This is a genomic window from Methanoregula sp. (assembly GCF_028679125.1).
Taxonomy (GTDB): domain Archaea; phylum Halobacteriota; class Methanomicrobia; order Methanomicrobiales; family Methanospirillaceae; genus Methanoregula.
Genome location: NZ_JAJRCG010000004.1, coordinates 78,499 through 99,516, shown reverse-complemented (window position 1 = coordinate 99,516; position 21,018 = coordinate 78,499). Strand labels below are relative to the sequence as shown.

At 55.1% G+C, this 21,018-nt stretch carries 24 protein-coding genes; 13 read left to right on the top strand and 11 right to left on the bottom strand.

Annotation, left to right across the window (positions count from 1 at the left end):
- Positions 1–24: 24 nt before the first annotated feature.
- Positions 25–876, top strand: coding sequence for a class I SAM-dependent methyltransferase (locus LUQ43_RS04490; RefSeq protein WP_299964381.1), 852 nt, complete (start codon positions 25–27; stop codon positions 874–876).
- A 222-nt stretch (positions 877–1,098) separates the two neighbouring features.
- Positions 1,099–1,614 (top strand): hypothetical protein, encoded by a 516-nt coding sequence (locus tag LUQ43_RS04485; protein WP_299964378.1) that lies wholly within the window; start codon positions 1,099–1,101, stop codon positions 1,612–1,614.
- A 343-nt stretch (positions 1,615–1,957) separates the two neighbouring features.
- On the opposite strand, the gene LUQ43_RS04480 is transcribed toward LUQ43_RS04485, so the two are convergent.
- From LUQ43_RS04480 to LUQ43_RS04460, 5 genes are all read right to left on the bottom strand, one after another.
- Entirely contained in the window at positions 1,958–3,133 is a 1,176-nt protein-coding gene (locus LUQ43_RS04480; protein WP_299964375.1) for a hypothetical protein, read from the bottom strand.
- Positions 3,134–3,199: 66 nt separating this feature from the next.
- Positions 3,200–4,333 (bottom strand): pyridoxal phosphate-dependent aminotransferase, encoded by a 1,134-nt coding sequence (locus LUQ43_RS04475; protein ID WP_299964372.1) that lies wholly within the window; start codon positions 4,331–4,333, stop codon positions 3,200–3,202.
- Positions 4,330–4,749, bottom strand: coding sequence for a 6,7-dimethyl-8-ribityllumazine synthase (ribH, locus tag LUQ43_RS04470; RefSeq protein WP_299964369.1), 420 nt, complete (start codon positions 4,747–4,749; stop codon positions 4,330–4,332). The genes LUQ43_RS04475 and ribH overlap by 4 nt, the downstream gene beginning before the upstream one ends.
- A gap of 44 nt (positions 4,750–4,793) precedes the next feature.
- Positions 4,794–5,255: a riboflavin synthase gene (ribC, locus tag LUQ43_RS04465; protein ID WP_299964366.1), complete on the bottom strand. Its 462-nt coding sequence runs from the start codon at positions 5,253–5,255 to the stop codon at positions 4,794–4,796.
- The gene (locus LUQ43_RS04460) at positions 5,252–6,382 is read right to left on the bottom strand and encodes an alanine--glyoxylate aminotransferase family protein (protein WP_299964363.1); all 1,131 of its coding nucleotides are present in this window, start codon (positions 6,380–6,382) and stop codon (positions 5,252–5,254) included. The genes ribC and LUQ43_RS04460 overlap by 4 nt, the downstream gene beginning before the upstream one ends.
- Positions 6,383–6,438: 56 nt before the next feature.
- On the opposite strand from LUQ43_RS04460, the gene LUQ43_RS04455 reads away from it, so the two are divergent.
- Together LUQ43_RS04455 and LUQ43_RS04450 are read left to right on the top strand one after the other, a co-directional pair.
- Positions 6,439–6,831: an AIR carboxylase family protein gene (locus LUQ43_RS04455; protein ID WP_299964362.1), complete on the top strand. Its 393-nt coding sequence runs from the start codon at positions 6,439–6,441 to the stop codon at positions 6,829–6,831.
- A gap of 71 nt (positions 6,832–6,902) precedes the next feature.
- Positions 6,903–7,607, top strand: a complete 705-nt coding sequence (locus LUQ43_RS04450) for an alpha/beta hydrolase (protein WP_299964360.1) — start codon at positions 6,903–6,905, stop codon at positions 7,605–7,607.
- A gap of 206 nt (positions 7,608–7,813) precedes the next feature.
- On the opposite strand, the gene LUQ43_RS04445 is transcribed toward LUQ43_RS04450, so the two are convergent.
- The 3 genes from LUQ43_RS04445 to LUQ43_RS04435 all read right to left on the bottom strand — a co-directional run bounded on the left by LUQ43_RS04445 (position 7,814) and on the right by LUQ43_RS04435 (position 9,646).
- The gene (locus LUQ43_RS04445; RefSeq protein WP_299964357.1) at positions 7,814–8,542 is read right to left on the bottom strand and encodes a 4Fe-4S double cluster binding domain-containing protein; all 729 of its coding nucleotides are present in this window, start codon (positions 8,540–8,542) and stop codon (positions 7,814–7,816) included.
- Positions 8,543–8,562: 20 nt separating this feature from the next.
- A complete protein-coding gene (locus tag LUQ43_RS04440) occupies positions 8,563–9,309 on the bottom strand; it encodes a class I SAM-dependent methyltransferase (protein WP_299964354.1) in 747 nt (248 codons plus the stop codon).
- Between the two features lie 193 nt (positions 9,310–9,502).
- Entirely contained in the window at positions 9,503–9,646 is a 144-nt protein-coding gene (locus LUQ43_RS04435; protein ID WP_299964352.1) for a hypothetical protein, read from the bottom strand.
- A gap of 62 nt (positions 9,647–9,708) precedes the next feature.
- On the opposite strand from LUQ43_RS04435, the gene LUQ43_RS04430 reads away from it, so the two are divergent.
- From LUQ43_RS04430 to LUQ43_RS04420, 3 genes are all read left to right on the top strand, one after another.
- Entirely contained in the window at positions 9,709–9,900 is a 192-nt protein-coding gene (locus LUQ43_RS04430) for a hypothetical protein (protein WP_299964350.1), read from the top strand.
- 92 nt (positions 9,901–9,992) lie between these two features.
- Positions 9,993–10,292, top strand: coding sequence for a DUF3795 domain-containing protein (locus LUQ43_RS04425; protein ID WP_299964348.1), 300 nt, complete (start codon positions 9,993–9,995; stop codon positions 10,290–10,292).
- Between the two features lie 48 nt (positions 10,293–10,340).
- Entirely contained in the window at positions 10,341–10,772 is a 432-nt protein-coding gene (locus LUQ43_RS04420; RefSeq protein WP_299964345.1) for an LEA type 2 family protein, read from the top strand.
- Between the two features lie 585 nt (positions 10,773–11,357).
- On the opposite strand, the gene LUQ43_RS04415 is transcribed toward LUQ43_RS04420, so the two are convergent.
- The 3 genes from LUQ43_RS04415 to LUQ43_RS04405 all read right to left on the bottom strand — a co-directional run bounded on the left by LUQ43_RS04415 (position 11,358) and on the right by LUQ43_RS04405 (position 15,284).
- The gene (locus LUQ43_RS04415) at positions 11,358–12,170 is read right to left on the bottom strand and encodes a hypothetical protein (RefSeq protein ID WP_299964343.1); all 813 of its coding nucleotides are present in this window, start codon (positions 12,168–12,170) and stop codon (positions 11,358–11,360) included.
- Between the two features lie 152 nt (positions 12,171–12,322).
- Positions 12,323–13,147: an ABC transporter substrate-binding protein gene (locus LUQ43_RS04410; protein WP_299964300.1), complete on the bottom strand. Its 825-nt coding sequence runs from the start codon at positions 13,145–13,147 to the stop codon at positions 12,323–12,325.
- A 76-nt stretch (positions 13,148–13,223) separates the two neighbouring features.
- Positions 13,224–15,284: a sodium-translocating pyrophosphatase gene (locus LUQ43_RS04405; RefSeq protein ID WP_299964298.1), complete on the bottom strand. Its 2,061-nt coding sequence runs from the start codon at positions 15,282–15,284 to the stop codon at positions 13,224–13,226.
- Between the two features lie 484 nt (positions 15,285–15,768).
- On the opposite strand from LUQ43_RS04405, the gene LUQ43_RS04400 reads away from it, so the two are divergent.
- Genes LUQ43_RS04400 through LUQ43_RS04375 form a run of 6 tightly spaced genes read left to right on the top strand, consistent with a single transcriptional unit; the run spans position 15,769 to position 20,893 of the window.
- Positions 15,769–17,685, top strand: a complete 1,917-nt coding sequence (locus LUQ43_RS04400) for a proton-conducting transporter membrane subunit (RefSeq protein ID WP_299964296.1) — start codon at positions 15,769–15,771, stop codon at positions 17,683–17,685.
- Complete coding sequence (locus LUQ43_RS04395) at positions 17,682–18,545, top strand: complex I subunit 1 family protein (protein WP_299964294.1); 864 nt, start codon at positions 17,682–17,684, stop codon at positions 18,543–18,545. Before LUQ43_RS04400 ends, LUQ43_RS04395 begins: the two co-directional genes overlap by 4 nt.
- Complete coding sequence (locus LUQ43_RS04390; RefSeq protein WP_299964292.1) at positions 18,542–19,042, top strand: NADH-quinone oxidoreductase subunit B family protein; 501 nt, start codon at positions 18,542–18,544, stop codon at positions 19,040–19,042. Before LUQ43_RS04395 ends, LUQ43_RS04390 begins: the two co-directional genes overlap by 4 nt.
- Complete coding sequence (locus LUQ43_RS04385) at positions 19,042–19,416, top strand: NADH-quinone oxidoreductase subunit C (RefSeq protein ID WP_299964290.1); 375 nt, start codon at positions 19,042–19,044, stop codon at positions 19,414–19,416. Before LUQ43_RS04390 ends, LUQ43_RS04385 begins: the two co-directional genes overlap by 1 nt.
- Positions 19,401–20,480 carry a nickel-dependent hydrogenase large subunit gene (locus LUQ43_RS04380; protein WP_299964288.1) on the top strand — a complete coding sequence of 360 codons (1,080 nt, stop codon included), beginning with the start codon at positions 19,401–19,403 and terminating at the stop codon, positions 20,478–20,480. The genes LUQ43_RS04385 and LUQ43_RS04380 overlap by 16 nt, the downstream gene beginning before the upstream one ends.
- A gap of 5 nt (positions 20,481–20,485) precedes the next feature.
- On the top strand, positions 20,486–20,893 hold the full coding sequence (locus LUQ43_RS04375; protein ID WP_299964286.1) for a 4Fe-4S dicluster domain-containing protein: 408 nt from the start codon (positions 20,486–20,488) through the stop codon (positions 20,891–20,893).
- The last annotated feature ends 125 nt before the right edge of the window (positions 20,894–21,018 follow it).

Here is a 21,018-nt window from a genome sequence, read left to right as displayed (position 1 = left end):
CCGCTTGAGTGCATACTCAGTGGTATGATTCCCCCGGTGCCGGGCCGAGCTGATCCCGACTGGAACGAGATCTGGAAGCTGCGGCAGAAGCGGCACGACTCCGTCAGGATCCCTGACGATCCATCGCACGACTGGAACCGGAAGGAGAACGCGGAGCGGTACGATGCCAACTCCCGGCGGGAGTACGACAGCCGCATCAGGATTACCCTTGACGGGCTGGACCTGACCCGCGAGTCCCGGGTACTGGACATCGGTGCCGGGCCGGGCACCCTTGCGATCCCGCTCGCCTCCCGGGTCAGGGAGGTCTGTGCGGTCGAACCCGGATCAGGCATGATCTCCCTCCTGCGGGAGCGGGCTGCACGCGAGGGCATCACGAATATCACCTGCGTGCAGAAGCGGTGGGAGGACGTGGATGTTGACCGGGATCTCGCCGGCCCGTACGACATCGTGATCGCATCGCTCTCGCTGACCATGGAGGATATCCGGGCCGCCCTCGCAAAGATGGATGCCGCATCGCAGCAGTACGTCTGCCTGTACTGGTTCGTGGATCTCCCCTTCTGGGAGCGGATGTATGCCGATCTCTGGGTCCCGCTCCATGGGACCCCGTACTATGCCGGGCCCAAGGCAGACTGCCTCTACAATGTCCTGTACCAGATGGGGATCTATGCGAACGTGGAGATGATGCCGCTCTCAAAAGAGTACCGGTTCGGGACCATCGAAGAGATGATGGCGTTCTTCAGCGGGAGATTCGGGGTGAAGACACCGGAGCAGAAGAGCGTGCTGGGAACGTATCTTGCCGCACGGGTACGTTGCGAGGGGAACTCGATCGTGATCTCCGGCGATTCTACATTTGCAAAGATATGGTGGAAAAAATAACGTGTGACGCAGTTCCCCATACTAAAAAGCATATATAATTTTAAAAATAATTTTTACAATAACAGCGTGGCCGGCCCGTGTACTCATGGAATTGCAGCCGGCATATTTACAACAAGAAGGAGCTGTTGCCATACTCCGCATCAATCAGGCACAATACAAAAATTGTTCAGCAGATAAACACCTGCCGCTGCGAAAAATTCCGGCCGGGACCGGAGGCCGGGCATGAGTCGCGGGCGGAGACCGCTCGTGGCGCTCAGCGAGGCCGTGCACATTGCAAAGAAGCGGGGCGAGACCCGGCAGTTCATGCACGAGCCGGGCATGATCTGCAACTTCGTGATCTACTGTCCGGGCTTCACGGCCCATGTCCGGATCAAACGTGTCACCCGCGTCCACTGCTCGCATGCGTGGATCGAAGGCGAAGCTCGCGATGCCCTTGCGGCGCTCCGGGCCATCGCGTCCGGCCCCGGGATCTCCCGCGAGCTCTGGGTCTTTCTGCCCCGCGGGGCGTTCCGGTTCTTCCGCGCCACGGACACCGGGCTCATCGAACTTTCCCGCGATGGCTCAATGATTCCGGAGAGACCGAAGCCGGCGTTTGTGGCGGTGCCGGTAGTGCAGGCTCAACCGACAGTGCCGGCCCAGGAGATACCGGCCGGAACGGAAATCATACCCCCGATCCAGGCACCCCCCCGGGAAATCTCCGTCGGTACTAAGAGGTCGGAAAAGAGTCAGGGGGAATGAGGGGCGACCCCCCATATTACGCCCGGATTGCCGATCAGAGCCCATATTGCCGACTTTTTCCGGGCCCCGGATTTCGGGCACCCGAAAACAGATCGAATTGGGTGAAAAACGGTACAATGAGCCCGGATTCCCTCCCGCAAAATGCCCGGACTGATTTTTAAACGTCGGAGACTCTGAAATGTTTAATTAGCATCAATTGGGCGCAGAAAGTCGCCTGCGATCGGGCAGCGGGAGGTGGGTTTTGAGGGGGACCCGTACTTGTCACCCTCCCGGAGGGGGCGCAAGAGGGGGGACATCGTTTCACATTTTGGCCGTGTCCATCATTTTTTTCTAAAAAAAGATTTTACACGTATCCATACCGCTTTAAAATTTCTTTATTTGTAACAAATAATCCCTTCATTCCAACTTCACCTTGTAATATTTCAAAATGTAATGATGATTCTGAAAGCGTTCTGATATCATCATCTGATAAATCCGGCTCAAGTACATATTTTCCGAAAAGGAGTCCCTTCCATTTTATCAGTTTGTATCTTCTCATGACTAAATAATCATAATAGAAGATGTCAGGATCATCAGTTAACCTCTTTCGAGTGAAAATTTGATTGTTAATTGTATCACGGAGTCTGATAAGCTCGGTTAATTTGTCATTCATTATTCCAGATCCGATAGTAGAAGAAAAAAAATCATTTCCTAACATAATAACAAAATATTCTAAAATCCCCACCATCCCAAGAAGTAAAATATTATGAACTGTCAGAAGTTGAAGAATCAGTGAAAAGTAACTGATCAAAAAGACCACATAGTATGCAGTTATTGAGCCAATCCATAGAATATGAAAAAATAAGAAATTGCGTTTAAAATCATTTATCACAAAATATCTAAGATTCCCTTCCAAAGCAGTTAGATAATAAAAAGAGCCTAATTGAAGGATTCCAAAGAGAATTAGAAACCAATTAAATTCTATTGTTTTTGTTAAAACACAATAGATGTAGAGAACAATAATGGATGCATAGATTGTCCAATACCCGATTTGATTGTTAAAAGCGTTCATTGAAAAGGCGCTTGCCCAAAGATAATTATTAGTTGCGTTAATTTTACTATCACTTGTTCTATCCCCTTTTACAATACGGATTTTTAGTGCTAATAAGTCGATATCAGAAAATTTTGGATAGCGATCAGGGATATCAATAACAAAATTTTCTTTGAAGCTGATTTTTTTCTTTTTTTCAATTTTCCTAAAACCAAGTTTTAATTTTAGACTTTCCATTCCTGAATTGATCTGAAGAGTCTTATAAATTGCATAGGGACCTATTACGACCCAAATGATCGCAAATGTATTAAATGAAAAATAAGTTACTATCGCCAATATTCCCAAAATCAATGCGATAATTTCAACATTGCTGTAATGAACGATTGAGATATAATTTTGAGTTAATCCAATCTCATTTTCAATAATTGCACGTATCTCATGAATTCTTTCAAAATAGTCATCATCTGAATAAAATTTGATAACTTCCACCAATATTGCAATAAACCTTGCAGGTAATTTATTTTGTGTTGTAATATTGATTGATTAAAAAAAAGATTACCCAACCCTCTTGATCCTCTTCATCGCCTCTTTCAGCTTCTCCATCGAAGCCGCGTACGACAACCGGATCCATCCCGGCGCATAGAACGCACTGCCCGGGGTTGCTGCCACGTGACCTTTGTCAAGCCAGCGTGACGCAACTTCCATATCGTCACCCTTGACCTTCACGAAGGCATAGAACGCACCCTCGGCCGGGGCCGTCTCGTAGCCCATCGCGTTAAGTTCGTTTATCATGTATATGCGCCGGCGGTCGAACTCCTTCCGCATCTCCTCAACGCAACGCTGGTCGCCCTTGAGCGCCGCCACAGCTCCCCACATCGCAAAGGTCGTTGCCTGGCTGACGGAGTGCTGCTGGACCTTGGACATCTCCGTGATGATCTCCTTCGGACCCACCGCGTACCCGAGCCGCCAGCCGGTCATCGCATAGGCCTTCGAGAAGCCGTTGATGGTGATGGTCCGCTGCGCCATGTCGCCGAGAGAAGCAAGCGAGATGTGCTCCTTGCCGTACACCATCTTCTCGTAGATTTCGTCCGACATCGCGTAGATGTCCCTGTCCTCGCAGAGATCCGCCACGAGCTGCATGGACTTTTTATTAAAAACAGCCCCCGTGGGGTTCGACGGGGAGTTGACGATGATCATCTTGGTCTTCCTGTTCACACGCTCAAGAAGCGAGTCGTCGAGCTGGAAGGTTTTGGGATTGATCGCGTGGAAGACCGGCTTCCCGCCCGCGATCTGGATGCAGGGCTCGTAGGAGACCCAGGCCGGGGTGAGGATGATCGTCTCGTCACCCGGGTTTAAGACCGCCTCGCACGCCTCGTAGATCGCATCCTTTGCGCCGCAGGCAACGATCACCTGCTGAGGAGTGCAGGGGAACTTGTTCTCCTTTGTTATCTTCTCAGCGATTGCACCCGTCAGTTCCGGAATGCCGTTGCTCGGGGCGTAATGCGTCTCGCCCCGGTTCAGCGCCGTAATGCAGGCATCCGTGATATGCCGGGGAGTATCGAAGTCCGGCTCACCGATCGAGAGGCTGATGACATCGATGCCCTCCCGCTGCATCTTCTTTGCCTTGTTGGAGATGGCGATCGTTGCCGACTCGGCAACGCCGGCAATCTTCGCCGACAGGGGCTTCATCTCAATCGTTTGACCATCTTGATGGCTGACTCAACGGCCCGCTTTGCGTAATCGATCCGCTCGTTGGCTTCGAGCCGGGTCATGCCGGGCCCGGAGATGCCGAGGGAGACCGGCTTGCCGAACTCCAGCGAGAGGTCGATAATCTTCCGGGCTGCGTGCTGCACCACGATCTCGTCGTGCTGGGTTGCGCCCTCGATGACGCAGCCGATGGTGACAACCGCATCGACCTTGCCGGCAGTCAGCAGTTTCTTGATCGCGAGCGGCATGTCGTATGCCCCGGGAACATACATGGTCTCGATGACTTCTGCACCAAGGAATGCTGCATGTTCGCGGCCTTCAATCTCCATCATGTAGGTGATGTCGCGGTTGAACTCGGCGACAACGAATCCCAGTTTTATCGGGTTGGTATCACACATATCAGATCATCTCTTGTGATTGGTCAATAATTCTTGCGTTCTTCTCACCGGCGGGCAGGCCCGGCATCGGCAAAGCCCTGCCGCTGGCCGGAGCCGGCCTCTTTCTCCAGGTCTTTTGGGTGGAGCACCAGCTTCACGGCGTTCACGGCGTGCTCCCGGGTGCGCTGCTCGGCAAGCCATGCCAGCTCTGCACCATCTTTTGCCTCGTCCTCATGGACGAAGACCTCGATGATGTGGGTGTTGGTCATGAGCTGGCACATGATGAGACCCTGCGATGACTCGTGGGCGCACATCTTGTCCTTGTCCTTGCCCCCGGGCATCCCCAGTGCCATCACGATATCGCACTGGCGTTCTTCGATCAGTTTCTTGCAGGCCACCGGCAGGTCCTTGACCCCCGGGACCGTGACCCGTTCAATGGCTACACTTGCATGTTTCCGAAGCTCACTGACGGCTATGGCTCCCATGTTGACGCGCGAGAAGGTGGTGTCTGCAACACCTACCCTCATCCCAGCACCTCGGCTGCGGCCTCGACGCCGTCGCCCTTCACCGTGTAGCCGCACTTTTTCATTGCGTGCTGGGTGATGGCAAGGGTCGAGAGGATCTCCGGTGCGCCGACAGCGCCCATGGTACCGATGCGGAAGATCTTGCCCTTCAGGTGGTCCTGGCCGCCGGCGATGACGATGCCCATCTTCTTGACAATGCCCCGCATGTCGTCATCCTTGACGCCCGCGGGATATTCGATGGCCGTGACGGTGGACGAATAGGTGTGGAGCTTGTCGATCTTCGGGAAGAGCGGGAGCCCCCATGCCTTTGCGGCTGCCTGGACTGACTTCGACATCTTCTGGTGCCGGGCAATCCGTGCGGGAAGACCTTCCTCCTCGATCATCAGGCAGGCTTCGCGGAGCGCGAGGAAGAGCGGGACTGCCGGGGTGTACGGCGTCTCCATCGGGGTTCCGGCTGCACTCTTCCGGTACGCGGCAAGGTCGAGATAATAGGGAGGGTTCTTGGTCATGCGTTCCCATGCCCGGCTGCTCACCGAGACCATGGCAAGGCCCGCGGGTGCGGCAAAGCACTTCTGGGAGCCGGTGATGGCGATATCAACGCCCCACTTGTCGACCTCAACGGTATCCCCGGCAATGGAGGTGATGCCGTCCATGATGAAGAGGGCGTCGTGCTTCTTACAGAGCTTCCCGATCTCTTCTGCCGGGTTCTTGATACCGGCCGAGGTCTCGTTGTGGATGAGCGTGACGACCTGAGCGCCGGCCTCGAGCTGGGCCTTGAGGGCTTCGAGGTTGACGGGGGTACCCCAGTCAGACTTGATCTCGTGCGCCTTTCCGTAGCGCTGGCTGATCTTATAGAGCCGCTCGCCGAACTTGCCGTTGACGATACAGGCGATCTCCTTGTCGCGTGCAACATTTGCAATCGCGGCTTCCATGCCGGCCGTGCCGGAACCGCTGATGATGACAAGGTCGTTCTTCGTTGCAAATGCGGTCTTGCATACCCGCACGCAGTCAGCATATGCGGCACCGAACTCGGCGCTGCGGTGGTTTATTGCCTGACGCGACATCGCGAGCCTGACCCGTTCCGGTATCGGCACCGGGCCCGGCATCATCAGGAGTAATTCTTTTTCCATGGTGAATCTGCTCATAGTATTTTAATATAGACGCAATATAAGTTTGGATGGCAGATATGGCAGATATAGCAATTATTTCCGGATCCGCGTCTGACGCGGCAATCACCGATAAGGTGAAGAAAGTTCTCGACGCGAACAAGGTCACCTACGATGCCCAGATCCTCTCTGCCCACCGCGATCCCGACAAGCTCGAGGCCTATGTCAGGGCGAGCCACGCGAAGATCTTCATTGCGATCGCCGGCCTCTCCGCAGCGCTTCCCGGTGTTATCGCCTCGCGGACCGACAAGCCGGTCATCGGGGTTCCCGTGAGCGGGACGCTGAACGGGATGGACGCGCTGCTCTCGATCGCCCAGATGCCCAAAGGTGTGCCGGTTGCCTGCGTTGGCGTGGACAATGGCGACAACGCGGCGTGGCTGGCGATCCGGATCCTGAAGCTGGCAAAGAAGTAAAACCGGAATTGTCGTCCTTATTTTTTACACCCTGTTTTACGATAGGTATACCACGTAAATAATGGAAGAAAATGATTAAATATAATTTTAAGATTGGAAATATCCCTGCGACGTTATGGGGAAAAGAGAGTGAAAAACTTGTAATTGCAGTACATGGGAATTTATCCCATAAGGAAGATGCAGTTATTCAACTTCTCGCTCATGAGGCAATTCAAAAAGGGTATCAGGTCCTGAGCTTTGATTTGCCAGAACATGGCGAAAGAAAAGAGGAGAAGACACCTTGTAAGGTGCAAATTTGCGTTAGTAATCTGATGGAAATTTTGGAATATGCAAGAACTCAGTGGAAAGAGCTGAGCCTGTTTGCATGCAGTATGGGAGCATATTTCAGCCTTTTAGCCTATCACAATCTTGAATTGAAAAAAGCCCTTTTCTTGTCACCGGTGGTTGACATGGACCGGATTATAAGCAATATGATGGTGTGGTTTGATGTAACACCTGAGCGTTTACAGGAAGAAAGAACGATATCTACCCCTGTTGGTCAAAAGTTATATTGGGATTATTTCTGTTATGTGAAAGAACACCCTGTTGATACATGGGAAGTTGATACGAATATTTTATACGGAGCTAACGATAATTTGTGTGAATTTGATACAATCAGCCATTTTGCAGAAAAATTTCATTGTACATTAGAGATTCTGGAAACCGGAGAACATTACTTTCATACCGATGAACAATTAAAATTTTTTACTCACTGGTTACACAATCACATTGAGTAGAATAATTCCTATGTATCGGTGAATTTATTACATAACGGATGGGGAACGAAGGGAGCCCGGTCTCATCGGTGATGTGAACTGATTGAATCAGGGAGAGGGCTCTGGGATGAGAGGAACCCGCGAGCGTTCTTCTATCGCGGAAGGTGAAGCGCCAGTGAAGCCCCCTGGAGCATTAAAAGAGAGGGATTCCCCCATTTCCAGGCAGGTTATTTTTCCGCTCTCTTCCCCTTCTTTCTCCCGTGCGGGCAGACCCACACGCACAGCCCGCAGGTTGCGACACCGTCATTCTTCTCACGCTCCTTAAAATAGCGGTCGCAGGCCGCAGCATCGAACCGGGCCTCGCGGGGCTCTCCGGGCGAGAACGGTTTGCCGGTAAATGCATGCACCGGGCAGATATCGACACATGCCGTGCATTCCCCGCACCGCGATTCCATCGGGGACCCGGTCGGCTGGAGCGGCGCATCGGTCAGGACCGTGACCCACCGGACTCTCGGACCATGATCCGGAGTCACGAGCAGGCAGCTCTTCCCGATCCAGCCAAGCCCGGCCATGTGTGCCGCGAGTTTCTGGGAGAAGATCCCGCAGATGTGCTCGTTGCTCGTCCGCTTCGACGCGGGGACGGGAAATGCCCCGTAGCCTTCGCGCTGGAGAACATTTGCGATCCGGAGCGCTGCCTGATCGAGGGCGATGTTGACAACATCGTACGTAGTGTGACGGTACAGGATTGCTCCCTCGTTGTCTTTCTCCGGCAGGAGATCCACAACGCTGTCCTGCAACCGTATCCCCAGCACAACTCCCCGCGGATACCTCGCTGCCCGATCCCCTCCCTGCGCATGAATGAAGTCGCGGGCCGGGGTGAGATCCGCCACACCATAGTAATCAGCGTCAAGTGAACCGGCAAGAGACCGGATCTGTTTGTCAATTTCCTTGGACATCAGGAACTGCCTCCCAAGTGTTACTCGTTCTGCATCACGAAGAATGTGTACCCGTAATACCGTTTGTACTGCCGGTACATCTCAATCTCTTCCTGGAGGGGATCGAGAACGGCAGCACATGCAGGATCGGTCCCGTGGGTCTTTCTGAGCTCGGCAACCCGGGCAAGCATCGGGACATAGTAGTTCTCCCACCACCCGGCCTCAGGAAGCCGGTACGTGGCAATGAGACGGAGCCCGGTGTTCTTTACCTGCTCTCTTAATGCATCCTCTGTTTTGGGAATGTACCCCTCCTTCTCCCACCACCGCATCAATTCTGCGGGAGGATTTGGTTCAAACCAGGCGGCATCGGAGACTACCATATACCCGCCTTTCTTCACGAACGGTTTCCAGGCCCGGAGTCCCTCCTCAAAACCCATGATGAAAATTGCACCTTCGGACCAGATGAGATCGAACTGTCCCGGCTCGAACGGCAGGGCGTCCATGGATGCCGCCCGTGTCCTGATGCGCCCGCCCAGATGGTTTGCCGTTGCCCATGCGGTGATGCGGTCAAGGAATGGCTGGTGGTTGTCCACAGCGGTGATGGTGCCGCTTGTCAGGGCCGCAAGGTCGCGGGTCTGGGTGCCGGAGCCGCATCCGACATCGAGGATGTTTGCATGGTTGGGGAGCGGGGGAAGACAAGACCATACGTTCCTTGTCGCTTCAGGACATCCCGGTCCCTGCCGGGGGAGAGACTCGAATATCTGGTAAAAGAATGGATCCAGAGTCATTGCAGGAAAAATTTTGGGCGGGGGGATTGAGTGCTTTGTGGTTGGTAACACACCAGCCAGGCGGTTATCGCGTAGACTGAAAAGAGGGGCGGCGGGGAGGGGGTAATTCCCGCCCCGGTCGTTCGGCCGGTTTCCTGCTGATCGTTCTGATGATGTATGATGGTTTCATTCGCATAACTGAGGAGGCGATCCGTCAAGGCCGGTAGTGCGATGACGGATCAGCATGATAGAGTTCCCATAATGCGGACAGGGACAGGTTCCCGTTATCGTTTCCGGGATTGTGCCGGGAAGATTTCTCTCTTTTGCTGAATCTCTGGTGGAACGGTTGTTCGCTCATGGTTACTCCATCCTGCCCGGCGGTTCCGGGCCTGATCACGTGGTTGATCCCGGAGGTATATAATGAGCGGGAAGTTGGAAAAAAACACGGCTGTTTTTTCCAACCTGCCTTTGAAGAGGCCGGGAGTGCTCTGCAGGTTCCAGAATCACATGAGGGCAGGTGTTCACTATTCCCCTGGCAGAGAACAACAGGAGATGATAGTGAGGGAAAGACCGGGGAAGAACCTGCATTCTCAGTACTGGCACGTGCCATGACGAGGGATGAGAGAGAAGAACGGGGGACAAAACGTTCACTTTCGCGGTGCCCGTCCCCTCTCTTTATCCCTAAGGGCAGGAAACCTTTGACTATGGCAAAGAAAAAGATTGAGACCGTATGCGGGTTCTCGTGCAGCGACTGCGACCACCATAAGAAGGACTGCCCTGGCTGTGAAAAGGTAACGGGGAAACCATTCTGGACAGCATTTGTGAATATCGACCAGTGCCCGATTTACGAATGCTGCACGACCATGAAGAAACTCCCCCACTGCGGGAAATGTCCCGAGCTTGTCTGCGATCGGTTCACCCGGTTCAAGAATCCGGAGATGACGGACGAGCAGGCTGCAGCGGGGCTTGCAGCAGCTGAAAAAGAGCTCCGGAGCCGGAAATAACAGAACTGATAAGCAGGATTTTCAACCGGTTCGTGAAATGTTCTTACAATGCCTCTCCTGCACGAACCGGAAGTCAGCCTTGAAGACGTGCGGCTCTGTTCCCTGTCAATCTCGTCCCTTGAACTCGATGTGGCAATCCGGGTGCAGAATCCCAATCCCCTTGGCGTGACCCTGCGCGACCTGCCGTTTAAGGTGCTGTGCCGGGACGCGGAGCGATCCCGTCAGATCGCTTCCGGAAAAACCGGCCGGGTGAAGATACCTGCCCGGGACAGTACCCTTGTTCACGTCCCGGTCAGTTCGGACAATGCAATTCTCATCGGGGCGCTCGCTGCCTTCGTGACCCGGGGGAGCGTGAAGGTCACGATCACGGGGACGGCCGTCATCGATTGTATCTTTTTTTCCTGGTCGGTTCCGTTTTCCAAAACCCTGCCGGTGACCATGGAACAGGTCATGGGTTCCCTTACCGGGCAGAACGCGTAAAACCGGCCGGCTCTGTGCCCGCGGGATGGGGGGGGTCTGCCTGATACCCCCCCACCTTCCGGTTTTCAAAACGATCAGACCCCCCTGCCTGGGGGTGGGGGGGTATCCGGCATACCCCTCCCCCCCTTTGGCTGGATCATACCCCCCCATGATCATTTTCGGGTAGCCGGAAAATGACCTGATCCGTCGGAGACCTGCAAAATACCCCTCAAAAAAACGTGTGCAATAATGCGTACATCCCATTTTTGGGGAGGGGGGTGTCCGGCATACCCCCCCTCCCCTTTGCGTTTCAAATCGTGCAGACCCCCCCACCCGTTCAAAAAAATTCGCGGGAGACCCCCCTCTTGCGCCACCAATCCTCCAAGGGGGATGGGGCGCATGGGCGATGGCACCAGAAACAGATAATGCAGCACCATCTCAACCGGGGGCGCCACACCGGCGGGGGCATAGCCTCGGGGTGTATCTCCATACGAAATGATCAATTGCAGAGAACTAACAATTTCAGTCAAGGTCTGTTTGAAAATTTTTCATCAGGGTTTGATTTTTATTGTTCAACCGGACCCAGTCGGAGCGTAAGTACGGGGATCATGTGAGGCCGGATGTGCCTGCGACACCCCGTTTCTTCATGCGGGCTGAATACACGAACAATGCCAGTTCGCCCTCAGGGCTGATGCTGTACAGCGTCTCTTCTCCATGGTCCGGAGAGGTCTCTTCGGTAATAAGATTCCAGCCAGCCAGCGCCGCTACCATGCGGGAAAAGTCTGCCGGCGAGAGATCCAGCCCCCTGGTTTCACCGTCCGCATCGCGAACCGGGATCTGCCAGGCTCTGGTCTGGTTGAACAGGGTCTCTTTTGGCACCAGCGCCCGTTCCTCACGTTTTGGATCCTGCCCGCGGAAGAGGATGGTGAGGATCACGAGATAGTGCGGGTTGGCAGGGAGGTTCCTTGCGGGAAGTGTCGGGACCGGCACTCTCCGCGTCGGGGCATTTCCGAATGCATAATACGCGTCCCCGTCAACCCAGAGCGACATCGAGAAGAGGCCCATAGAAAGGCGTTTGGAGCCTGCGGAGATATCGAACGAGAACCGGGCATCAGGATGCCCGCTGAATATCCCGAGTACCGGGTCGCGGATCGCATCGAATGTTGCTGCATCAATACAGACCAGTGCACAGGCAATATTCCGTGAGAGGGAGATGGCATTTACCTCTTCAATCGCATTACGGATGGCGCACTTCCACATCCGTTTCTGGGTATCGTCCCGGGCCGAGGCGGTGTAGACCTCTTTTTCCGCAAAGACGAACGTATGCGTGACGGTCCGGAGATCCGCAAGAACCGCAGAATAGGTTTTGTGGATACGGTCACCCGCGCTGAGGATGAGGATATGTTCCTGCGGATCCATGCATAGTATCCGGTGTTGAACGATAAATGGCTGTCCGGGACGGCAATACCCGATCTCAAAGAAATCCGGATGTAAAACCGGAAATAACAAGATGAGACGAAGAGCAGTGCGGGTACGAGCGTCAGGATAAGGATCGCGATGGGCACGTGGAACTACGGGGAATTCTGCTTCATCTTGTATCTGATAATAAGTTCCTGCCAGTAGGGATCGGCCTTCAGCTGGGTGAGACCATCATTGAGGGTGGCAAGGAGTTCAGGATCGGATTTCCTGACCGCAATACCGTACCCTTCTTTTGTCCCGATAGTACCCAGGGTTTTGAGCGGTTTTTCGCCAATCATCGTTTTGAGAATATAGTCGTCGTACATCACGGCGTCCACCCTGCCGGCAGCGAGATCGTCAAGAGCGAGCGGGGTGTTGTTATAGAGTACCAACCGGTCGGGCGACATCCTGCCGGTTGAGACCAGGTTCGTATCAACCCAGACTGCCGCGGTGGAGCCGCTCTGGGTGCCGATGATTGCCGTTCCGGACGTTACATCCTTGAGGGTCAGCGCTGAGTCGTTTCGCGCTACTACGTCCTGGTTCACTTCCCAGTACGGTGTGCTGAAGTTGATCATTCCGGCCCGCTCGGGGGTAATCGACATCCCCGAGTAGACCAGGTCGATCTTTCCTGTCAGGAGCGAGATGATGATACTGTCCCATGCAGTTGGCTGGAACTTCACCTTCAGTCCCTTCTTCTGCGCAATCCACTGCATGGAATCGACATCGAACCCCGTTGGGCTGCCGCTGGAGTTGAGGTAACTGAACGGCGGATAATCACTGTCGATACCGACCACCAGGGTCTCCTGCAAGGATACGGCTGCCGGATCTGCCGAATAGGGGGCAGGGGCCTTTGGACTGCCAGAGATACACCCGGCAGTGGTGAGCAGCAGTCCGAGAAGGATCAGTGCAATGAAGCCCGGGAGAGAGGGTCGTCTCATCTGTACTACCTTCAAGCCCGAAAATTAAAAGACCTTACGATTCGGGAGGATGATAACAGGAAATAAAAAAATGGTGTTAGATGAAGAGCGGCGCGAGCACGAGCGTCAGGGTCGCGAGGAGCTTGATGAGCACGTGGAGTGACGGGCCGGCGGTGTCCTTGAACGGGTCGCCGAGCGTGTCGCCAACAACGGCTGCCTTGTGGGCCTCGCTGCCCTTGCCGCCGTGTGCACCGGACTCGATGTATTTCTTGGCATTGTCCCATGCACCGCCTGCATTGTTGAGGATGAGTGCAAGGAGGATGCCGGTGATGGTCGCGACCATGAGGAAGCCGGCGAGGGCCTCGTATTTCATGGTGACACCGATGATGATTGGGAACCCGATCACGAGGATGCCCGGGAGGACCATGTTCTTGAGCGCACCCTGGGTCGTGATATCGATGACGGCTGCATAGTCTGGTTTCTGGGTGCCTGCCATGATGGCGGGGTTCTTGAACTGGGTACGGACTGCACCGATCACGGACTGTGCGGTCTTGGAGACTGCACGGATGGCGAGGCTCGCAAAGACGAAGACCAGCATTGCGCCGAGAAGTGCCCCGACGAAGACCGGGACGCTTGCCAGGTTGACGACCTCGAATGCCTTGCCGGTGAGCTTGGCGATGTCGGCCATGTAGGCGTTGAAGAGCAGGAACACGGCAAGGGAGGCACTGCCGATCGCATATCCCTTTGTGAGTGCCTTCGTGGTGTTACCGGCTGCATCGAGCCGGTCCATGCGCTTCCTTACTTCCTCGGGTGCCTGGCTCATCTCGACGATACCGCCGGCATTGTCGGCGATAGGGCCAAAGGTGTCCATGGCAAGGACGTACGCACAGACCATCAGCATGCCCACGGTTGCAACGGCAGTTCCATAGAGGCCGCCGCCCGGGACACCGCTCATGGTACCGAACCAGTAGGAGATCAGGAGGGAGAGGCCAATGAGAATCGCGGGAATTGCGGTGGTCTCGAGACCGACCGAGAACCCGGTGATGATGTTGGTGGCTGCTCCTGTTTCAGAGGCGTCAGCGATCTCCTGCACCGGGCGGTAGTGGTGGTCGGTGTAATACATCGTAACCCGGAGGAAGAGCACCGAGAGGACGATACCAACGAGACCTGCAAAGAAGAAGTAGATCCAGTTGGGTGTTGTACCGAGGAGCCACTGGACCCCGAAGTAGAGGAAGATGGCTGAAATGACTGCAGTGATGTAGTACCCGCGGTTCATGGCGTCCATCGGGTCGGCACCGTCTTTGCCCTTGACAGAGAGGATACCGATCATGCTTGCCAGGAGACCGAGCGCACACATGACGATGGGGAAGAGAACCCCGTTGACACCGAAGATGGGGAAGAGCACAACACCGAGGATCATGGCACCGATGTTCTCGGCAGCTGTGGACTCGAAGAGGTCAGCACCACGGCCGGCACAGTCCCCGACATTGTCACCGACGAGATCGGCGATGGTGGCCGGGTTCCGGACATCGTCTTCGGGAATACCGGCTTCGACCTTTCCGACAAGGTCTGCGCCAACGTCAGCGGCCTTGGTGTAGATACCGCCGCCGAGCTGGGCGAAGAGTGCCACAAACGAGGCACCGAACCCGAACCCGAGGATGACGAAGGGGGTGGTCTGCGGGTTTGCCCCGAGCGCGATGTACGTCAGGGAGACACCGAGGAGCGACATTGAGGTAATGATCAGGCCGGAGATGGCCCCGCCGCGGAACGAGAAGTCGAGCGCCTTCCCGTCGCTGGTCTGGGCTGCAGCTGCCGTGCGGATGTTTGTCCTGACCGCAATGGACATTGCGACAACGCCGGCAACTGCACTGCATGCGGCACCGATGATATACGAAAATGCCGTATACATGGCAAGCGACTGCTGTCCGGTGAAGTAATAGACGGCAAAGATCACCACGGCCAATATGATGGCAATAATGGCGATAGTCGAGTACTGGCGCTTGATGAATGCTTCCGCACCCACCTTGATCGCATCGGAGACCTCGCGCATCTTGGGCGTCCCCTCATCCTGTGAGAGGAGATTACGCGCCAGGATAGCAGCAAGAATCAGTGCGATAACACATATCACAATGACAACGAGTAATGCTAGTTCGATCATTCCATGACCTCCCTGCTGTGGGAAGAACCCCCTCGATCTTCGGATCCTTCCCCCATAATGCACATAATGAGGAAGAAACCGTCCGGGACACTCTTACCGACACATCAGGTATGTTGATTTGGCATCAGCAGAGACCTGCTCAAATGACCCAAAGGAGGGCTCTTTTATGCTTCCGGAAATTCCCCGGCACACGTACACAACCCATCCTAAGAGATCATTAGTGCATTTTTGGAACATTAAACTTTTATCTATTACACGCCGACTGCACCACAGGCAAATCCGGGCAGAACGGGCACTATTTTTTGATTTTCCTGCCTTTTTATGAGTTTCCCGATCTACCCGGGAACATGCAGGGTTGGGTGGTGTTTCTCCGGTATCTGAAAAAAAACCTGTCTCCTGGTATCACCTGTTGGTGAAGAATCGTGAACAATTCCAATATGATTAATAATGAAAAATTCCCATATTCAGAGCGGGAGGGTATCTGGTGCAACTCACTCAGCTGTTGATATTTCTTATCCTGTTTCCGCTCATCGCAGCATTCTTTTTGCTGATCGCCAAAAAGGATGTCGAACGCAACTGGATTGTCAAACTGTCCGCACTGATCATCGGTGCAGTCAGTGTGTTCCTGCTCATCACGACCTATAACAAGGGAGCCATGCTGGTCTCGGTCATTCCCGCCGAACAGACCGGCATCCTCATGTTCGTCCTTGAGATGCTCATTGCCGTATACATCCTGTATCTCGGCATCACGTACAAGAAATGGCTTGCCGTGGCACTCATCCTGGTCCAGACCGTGATGATACTGTTCTTTGAACTGTTCTATGCCCACGGTGTGCACGTGGAGTCGAACCTGTTCATCGATGAATTCTCGCTCATCATGGCCATGATCATCGGTATCATCGGCAGTCTCATCTGCGTGTACTCGCTCGGGTACATGAAGTTCTTCCACGAGCACCACACGGAGATGCCGGACCGGCGACCGCGGTTCTTTGCCATCCTGTTCATCTTCCTTGCCGCCATGTTCGGGCTGGTCTTCTCCAACAATCTCCTCTGGGTGTACTTCTTCTGGGAGGTAACGACCCTCTGTTCGTTCCTCCTCATCGGGTACACGAAGACCGACGAAGCCATCAATAATGCATTCAGTGCCCTCTGGATGAACCTGCTCGGCGGCATTGCATTTACCTGTGCAATTATCTGGCTTGCTACCGCAGGCGGCGGCATGCTGGGCTTGAGCGACCTGCTGACCACCGGAAAGGCTATTGCGCTCATACCGGCAGCGCTCATCGGGTTTGCCGGCCTCACGAAGGCGGCACAACTGCCATTCTCCTCGTGGCTGGTGGGAGCCATGGTTGCCCCGACCCCGGTCTCGGCCCTGCTCCACTCCAGCACCATGGTGAAAGCCGGTGTCTATATTATTGTGCGGTTTGCACCGATCTTCCAGTCCACCTTTACCGGATACGTCATTGCCATGATAGGTGCGCTCACGTTCCTGATCGCATCGGGCATTGCGATCTCGCAGAGCAACGCGAAGCGTGTGCTCGCGTATTCCACGATTGCAAACCTGGGCCTTGTCGTTGCCTGCGCCGGCATCGGCACATACGAGGCGATCTGGGCAGCAATCCTCCTGATAGTCTTCCACGCGATCTCCAAGTCGCTCCTCTTCCTGGCAACAGGAACCGTCGAGCACCGGATCAAGAGCCGGGAGATCGACGATATGACCGGCCTTATCGTGCGCACGCCCAAGATTGCGGCGATGATGATCATCGGTATTGCCGGTATGTTCCTGGCCCCGTTCGGCATGTTGATCTCCAAGTGGGCGGCCATCCAGGCATTCATCGACGCGCCGTTAGGGTTCCTGTTCGTCATCATCCTTGTCTTCGGCAGCGCGATGACGGTCTTCTTCTGGGCCAAGTGGATGGGCAAGATCCTTACCGTCACCTCGGACGGCAAGAACATCGAGGGCGAGGTGGACAAGAGCGAGTGGGCAGCCCTGCTCTCCCTTGCCGGGCTCTCGTTTGTCACCACGCTCGTCTTCCCGCTCCTCTCGACCGTCCTCCTCGAGCCGTTCCTCCTCTTCAACTACGGCCACGTTGCCCGGCTCTCGCAGGACAACATCATCATCATGATCCTGATGCTCTTCCTGATTGTGCTGCTCCCGCTCTCGATCCTGATACCCCACCGGAAACACCGGCACCTCGCACCCTACATGGGCGGGAGGACGACCACGCAGGACATGCGCTTCTCGGGCTCGCTCGGTGTCCAGAAGAAGACGGTTCTCTCAAACTACTACCTCCATCCGTATTTCGGCGAGGCAAAGCTCCGTCCATTGGGAATCTGGCTCTGTTCGGCCCTGATCGTCATCATGCTCCTCGCCACGATCGCTAAAGGGGTGATTCTGTGATAAACATCGTCTGGGCAATTGTCTTTGTCCTTGTCGCCCCGCTCATAGGCGGGCTCATCGCCGGTATCGACCGGAAGATCACTGCACACATGCAGGGCCGGGTAGGCCCGTCCATCTTCCAGCCGTTCTGGGATGTGGGCAAGCTCTTCGAGAAAGAGAACGGGGTCGTGAACGAGACGCAGATCTTCTATGCGATCTGCTACGTGATCTTCATGGCCTTCACCGGAGCGCTCTTCTTTGCCGGGGGCGACCTCCTACTCGTCATCTTTGCGCTCACCCTTGCACAGATCTTCCTCGTGCTGGGCGCCTACTCTGCCAACTCTCCCTACAGTTTTGTCGGGGCAGAGCGGGAACTCCTCCAGATCATGGCCTACGAACCCATGGTGATCCTGGTTGCGGTCGGCCTGTACGTTGCAACAAAGAGCTTCAGTGTCAGCGATATCGCATCATCGACCGTCCCAGTCATTCTCCTCATCCCGGGTATCTTCCTCGGCTTCATTTACGTGCTGACCATCAAGCTGCGCAAATCGCCCTTCGATATCTCCACCTCGCATCATGCCCACCAGGAGATCGTCAAGGGGGTCACCACGGAGTTCTCCGGTCGCTCGCTTGCGTGGATCGAGATCACGCACTGGTACGAGACCGTCCTTCTGCTGGGGATCGTGTACCTCTTCTTCGCGTTCAACCCGCTGCTGGGCATAGCAGCGATCATCATCGTCTACCTGCTGGAGATCTTCCTCGATAACACGAACGCCCGTGCGAAGTGGCAGTTTGCCCTGAAGAGTTCGTGGCTGATTGCGGTGGTAGTGGGTGTGGTCAACCTGGCTGCCCTCTACGTCCTGAACGGAGGTGTATCATGACCTATCTGGCAAAGTCCCCGTGGATCCTCCACTACGATGCCTCGAGCTGCAATGGCTGCGACATCGAGGTGCTGGCCTGCCTGACCCCGATGTACGATGTCGAGCGGTTCGGTATCCTTAATACCGGCAACCCGAAGCATGCCGATATCTTCGTAATCACCGGCTCCATCAACGAGCAGAACCGTGAGATCGTGAAGAACCTCTACGACCAGATACCGCGCCCGAATGTTGTCGTGGCTGTGGGCATCTGCGCCTGCTCCGGCGGTGTCTTCCGGGAGTGCTACAATGTCTCCGGTGGGATCGACAAGGTGATCCCAGTGGACGTGTACGTGCCCGGCTGTGCCTGCCGCCCCGAATCGATCATCGATGGGATCGTGACGGCACTTGGCATATTGGAGGAGAAGCGGACGAAGATGGTGCTGGATGTTGACAAGAAGGAGCACCGGCACGCAGGACTGAATCCTGACCATATATTGTCAACAGGAGGCGTACAATGATGGCAGCACAGGTAATCACCCCGATTGGCGTCGGGGATGTCGTATCAAAGGCCGGACAGGCTAAGAAGGATGGCTACCGGCTCGTCCAGATCGGGTGCACGAAGATAGGCGATGATTTCGAGATCATCTACGTATACGACAAGGACTTCACCCTGCTGAGTTACCGGATCACCGTCAAAGAAGATGTGGTAATCCCGAGTATCAGCAGTGAATATTTCGGGGCGTTCGTGTACGAGAACGAGATCCACGACCTCTACGGACTCCACGTCAGCGGTATCAACATTGACTTCAAGGGCACGTTCTACAAGACGGCGATCAAACATCCGTTCAATGTGACCATCACAAAGGAGGGAGACTCATGTCAAAACAAATAACCGTGCCGTTCGGCCCGCAGCACCCGGTTCTTCCGGAACCGCTCCACCTCGACCTCGTGCTGGAGGATGAGACCGTTGTCGATGTGATCCCGTCGATCGGGTACGTGCACCGCGGACTCGAGAAACTCGTGGAGAAGCGGGAGTATACCGAGTACGTCTTCATCGCCGAGCGGATCTGCGGGATCTGCAGTTTCATCCACAGCCAGACCTATGTGCAGGGCATCGAGCAGATCATGGGCCTCGAAGTGCCCGAGCGTGCCACCTATCTCCGGACTATCTGGGGCGAATACTCAAGGCTCCACTCCCACCTCCTCTGGCTCGGGCTTTTTGCCGACAGCATGGGCTTTGAGAGCGTCTTCATGAACGCATGGCGCCTGAGGGAGCATATCCTCGACGATCTTGAGGCAACCACGGGTGGCCGTGTCATCCAGGGCGTCTGCAAGGTCGGGGGTGTCCGGAAGGATATCACCCCGGAGAAACTGGACGAGATGCTCAAAGGGCTCAGGGGTATGGAGCACGAGCTCAATGATCTCACGAACGTCTTTTTAAACGACAGCTCCATGAAGCACCGCCTCAGGGGCGTTGGCGTGCTTAAAAAGGAGGATGCGTATGTTCTCGGCGCCGTCGGCCCGACTGCCCGGGGGAGCGGCCTTGCCATCGATATCCGGAGCACCGGCTACGGGGCACTGGGCAAGATCAACTTCAAACCCGTGGTCGAATATGACGGCGACTGCTATGCCCGGTGTGCGGTCAGGGCAAAAGAGATGTTCACCTCGATCGACATCATCGAGCAGTGCATTAAGAAGATCCCTGATGGCCCGGTCGACATGAAAGTGACCGGGGCGCCGGACGGGGAGTACTTCTCGCGGACAGAGCAGCCCCGTGGCGAGGTCATCCACTACATCAAGGGCAATGGCAAGAAGAACCTGGTGCGGCACCGGGTGAGAACCCCGACGTTCACGAACATCCCCCCGCTTGTCACGCTTCTCAAGGGCGTTGATCTGGCGGATGTCCCGGTTGTCGTGTTGTCCATTGATCCCTGCATCGGCTGTGCGGAGCGGTGAGTGCCATGACCCTGTTCGAGAACACCAAGATTGTCATAAGCAGCCTGTTCACCCGCCCGGCAACCCTGATGTACCCGGCAAAGCCGGCCAAGAAGACCGCCAATACCCGCGGGCATGTCACCATCAACCCGGCAGGGTGCATCACCTGCCGCACCTGCCAGCGCAAGTGCCCCACGCAGGCGATCAATGTTGACGTGAAAGAGAAGACCTGGGAGATCGACAACATGCGCTGCGTGGTCTGCGCCGTGTGCGTTGACACCTGCCCGACCACGTGCCTGACCATGGACAACCAGTACCGCCCGGCCATGACGGCCCGGGGCGGCATTGAGAAGGTCACGGTCGCCGGCCCCAAGAAGAAGGAGCCGGCAGCAGCCCCGGCAAATGGGGCAAAACCGGCGGAAAAGAAGGAATAAATCCCACGCACTTTTTTTCCGGGAAGGTGAATCTCTCGTATCCCTCTTGTGGCGGGATTACTTTCACTCCATCCGGTATTTGATTTAAATTATATATTGTGTATTCTGTTTCAATGGATAAGCGT

Excerpts from the sequence above, each read along its gene's own strand:
- LUQ43_RS04490 (WP_299964381.1), top strand. The coding sequence starts at position 25 with ATGATTCCCCCGGTGCCGGGCCGAGCTGATCCCGACTGGAACGAGATC.
- LUQ43_RS04485 (WP_299964378.1), top strand. The coding sequence starts at position 1,099 with ATGAGTCGCGGGCGGAGACCGCTCGTGGCGCTCAGCGAGGCCGTGCAC.
- LUQ43_RS04475 (WP_299964372.1), bottom strand. The coding sequence starts at position 4,333 with ATGAAGCCCCTGTCGGCGAAGATTGCCGGCGTTGCCGAGTCGGCAACG.
- ribH (WP_299964369.1), bottom strand. The coding sequence starts at position 4,749 with ATGTGTGATACCAACCCGATAAAACTGGGATTCGTTGTCGCCGAGTTC.
- ribC (WP_299964366.1), bottom strand. The coding sequence starts at position 5,255 with ATGAGGGTAGGTGTTGCAGACACCACCTTCTCGCGCGTCAACATGGGA.
- LUQ43_RS04460 (WP_299964363.1), bottom strand. The coding sequence starts at position 6,382 with ATGGAAAAAGAATTACTCCTGATGATGCCGGGCCCGGTGCCGATACCG.
- LUQ43_RS04455 (WP_299964362.1), top strand. The coding sequence starts at position 6,439 with ATGGCAGATATAGCAATTATTTCCGGATCCGCGTCTGACGCGGCAATC.
- LUQ43_RS04450 (WP_299964360.1), top strand. The coding sequence starts at position 6,903 with ATGATTAAATATAATTTTAAGATTGGAAATATCCCTGCGACGTTATGG.
- LUQ43_RS04445 (WP_299964357.1), bottom strand. The coding sequence starts at position 8,542 with ATGTCCAAGGAAATTGACAAACAGATCCGGTCTCTTGCCGGTTCACTT.
- LUQ43_RS04440 (WP_299964354.1), bottom strand. The coding sequence starts at position 9,309 with ATGACTCTGGATCCATTCTTTTACCAGATATTCGAGTCTCTCCCCCGG.
- LUQ43_RS04435 (WP_299964352.1), bottom strand. The coding sequence starts at position 9,646 with ATGAGCGAACAACCGTTCCACCAGAGATTCAGCAAAAGAGAGAAATCT.
- LUQ43_RS04430 (WP_299964350.1), top strand. The coding sequence starts at position 9,709 with ATGAGCGGGAAGTTGGAAAAAAACACGGCTGTTTTTTCCAACCTGCCT.
- LUQ43_RS04425 (WP_299964348.1), top strand. The coding sequence starts at position 9,993 with ATGGCAAAGAAAAAGATTGAGACCGTATGCGGGTTCTCGTGCAGCGAC.
- LUQ43_RS04420 (WP_299964345.1), top strand. The coding sequence starts at position 10,341 with ATGCCTCTCCTGCACGAACCGGAAGTCAGCCTTGAAGACGTGCGGCTC.
- LUQ43_RS04415 (WP_299964343.1), bottom strand. The coding sequence starts at position 12,170 with ATGGATCCGCAGGAACATATCCTCATCCTCAGCGCGGGTGACCGTATC.
- LUQ43_RS04410 (WP_299964300.1), bottom strand. The coding sequence starts at position 13,147 with ATGAGACGACCCTCTCTCCCGGGCTTCATTGCACTGATCCTTCTCGGA.
- LUQ43_RS04405 (WP_299964298.1), bottom strand. The coding sequence starts at position 15,284 with ATGATCGAACTAGCATTACTCGTTGTCATTGTGATATGTGTTATCGCA.
- LUQ43_RS04390 (WP_299964292.1), top strand. The coding sequence starts at position 18,542 with ATGACCTATCTGGCAAAGTCCCCGTGGATCCTCCACTACGATGCCTCG.
- LUQ43_RS04385 (WP_299964290.1), top strand. The coding sequence starts at position 19,042 with ATGGCAGCACAGGTAATCACCCCGATTGGCGTCGGGGATGTCGTATCA.
- LUQ43_RS04380 (WP_299964288.1), top strand. The coding sequence starts at position 19,401 with ATGTCAAAACAAATAACCGTGCCGTTCGGCCCGCAGCACCCGGTTCTT.
- LUQ43_RS04375 (WP_299964286.1), top strand. The coding sequence starts at position 20,486 with ATGACCCTGTTCGAGAACACCAAGATTGTCATAAGCAGCCTGTTCACC.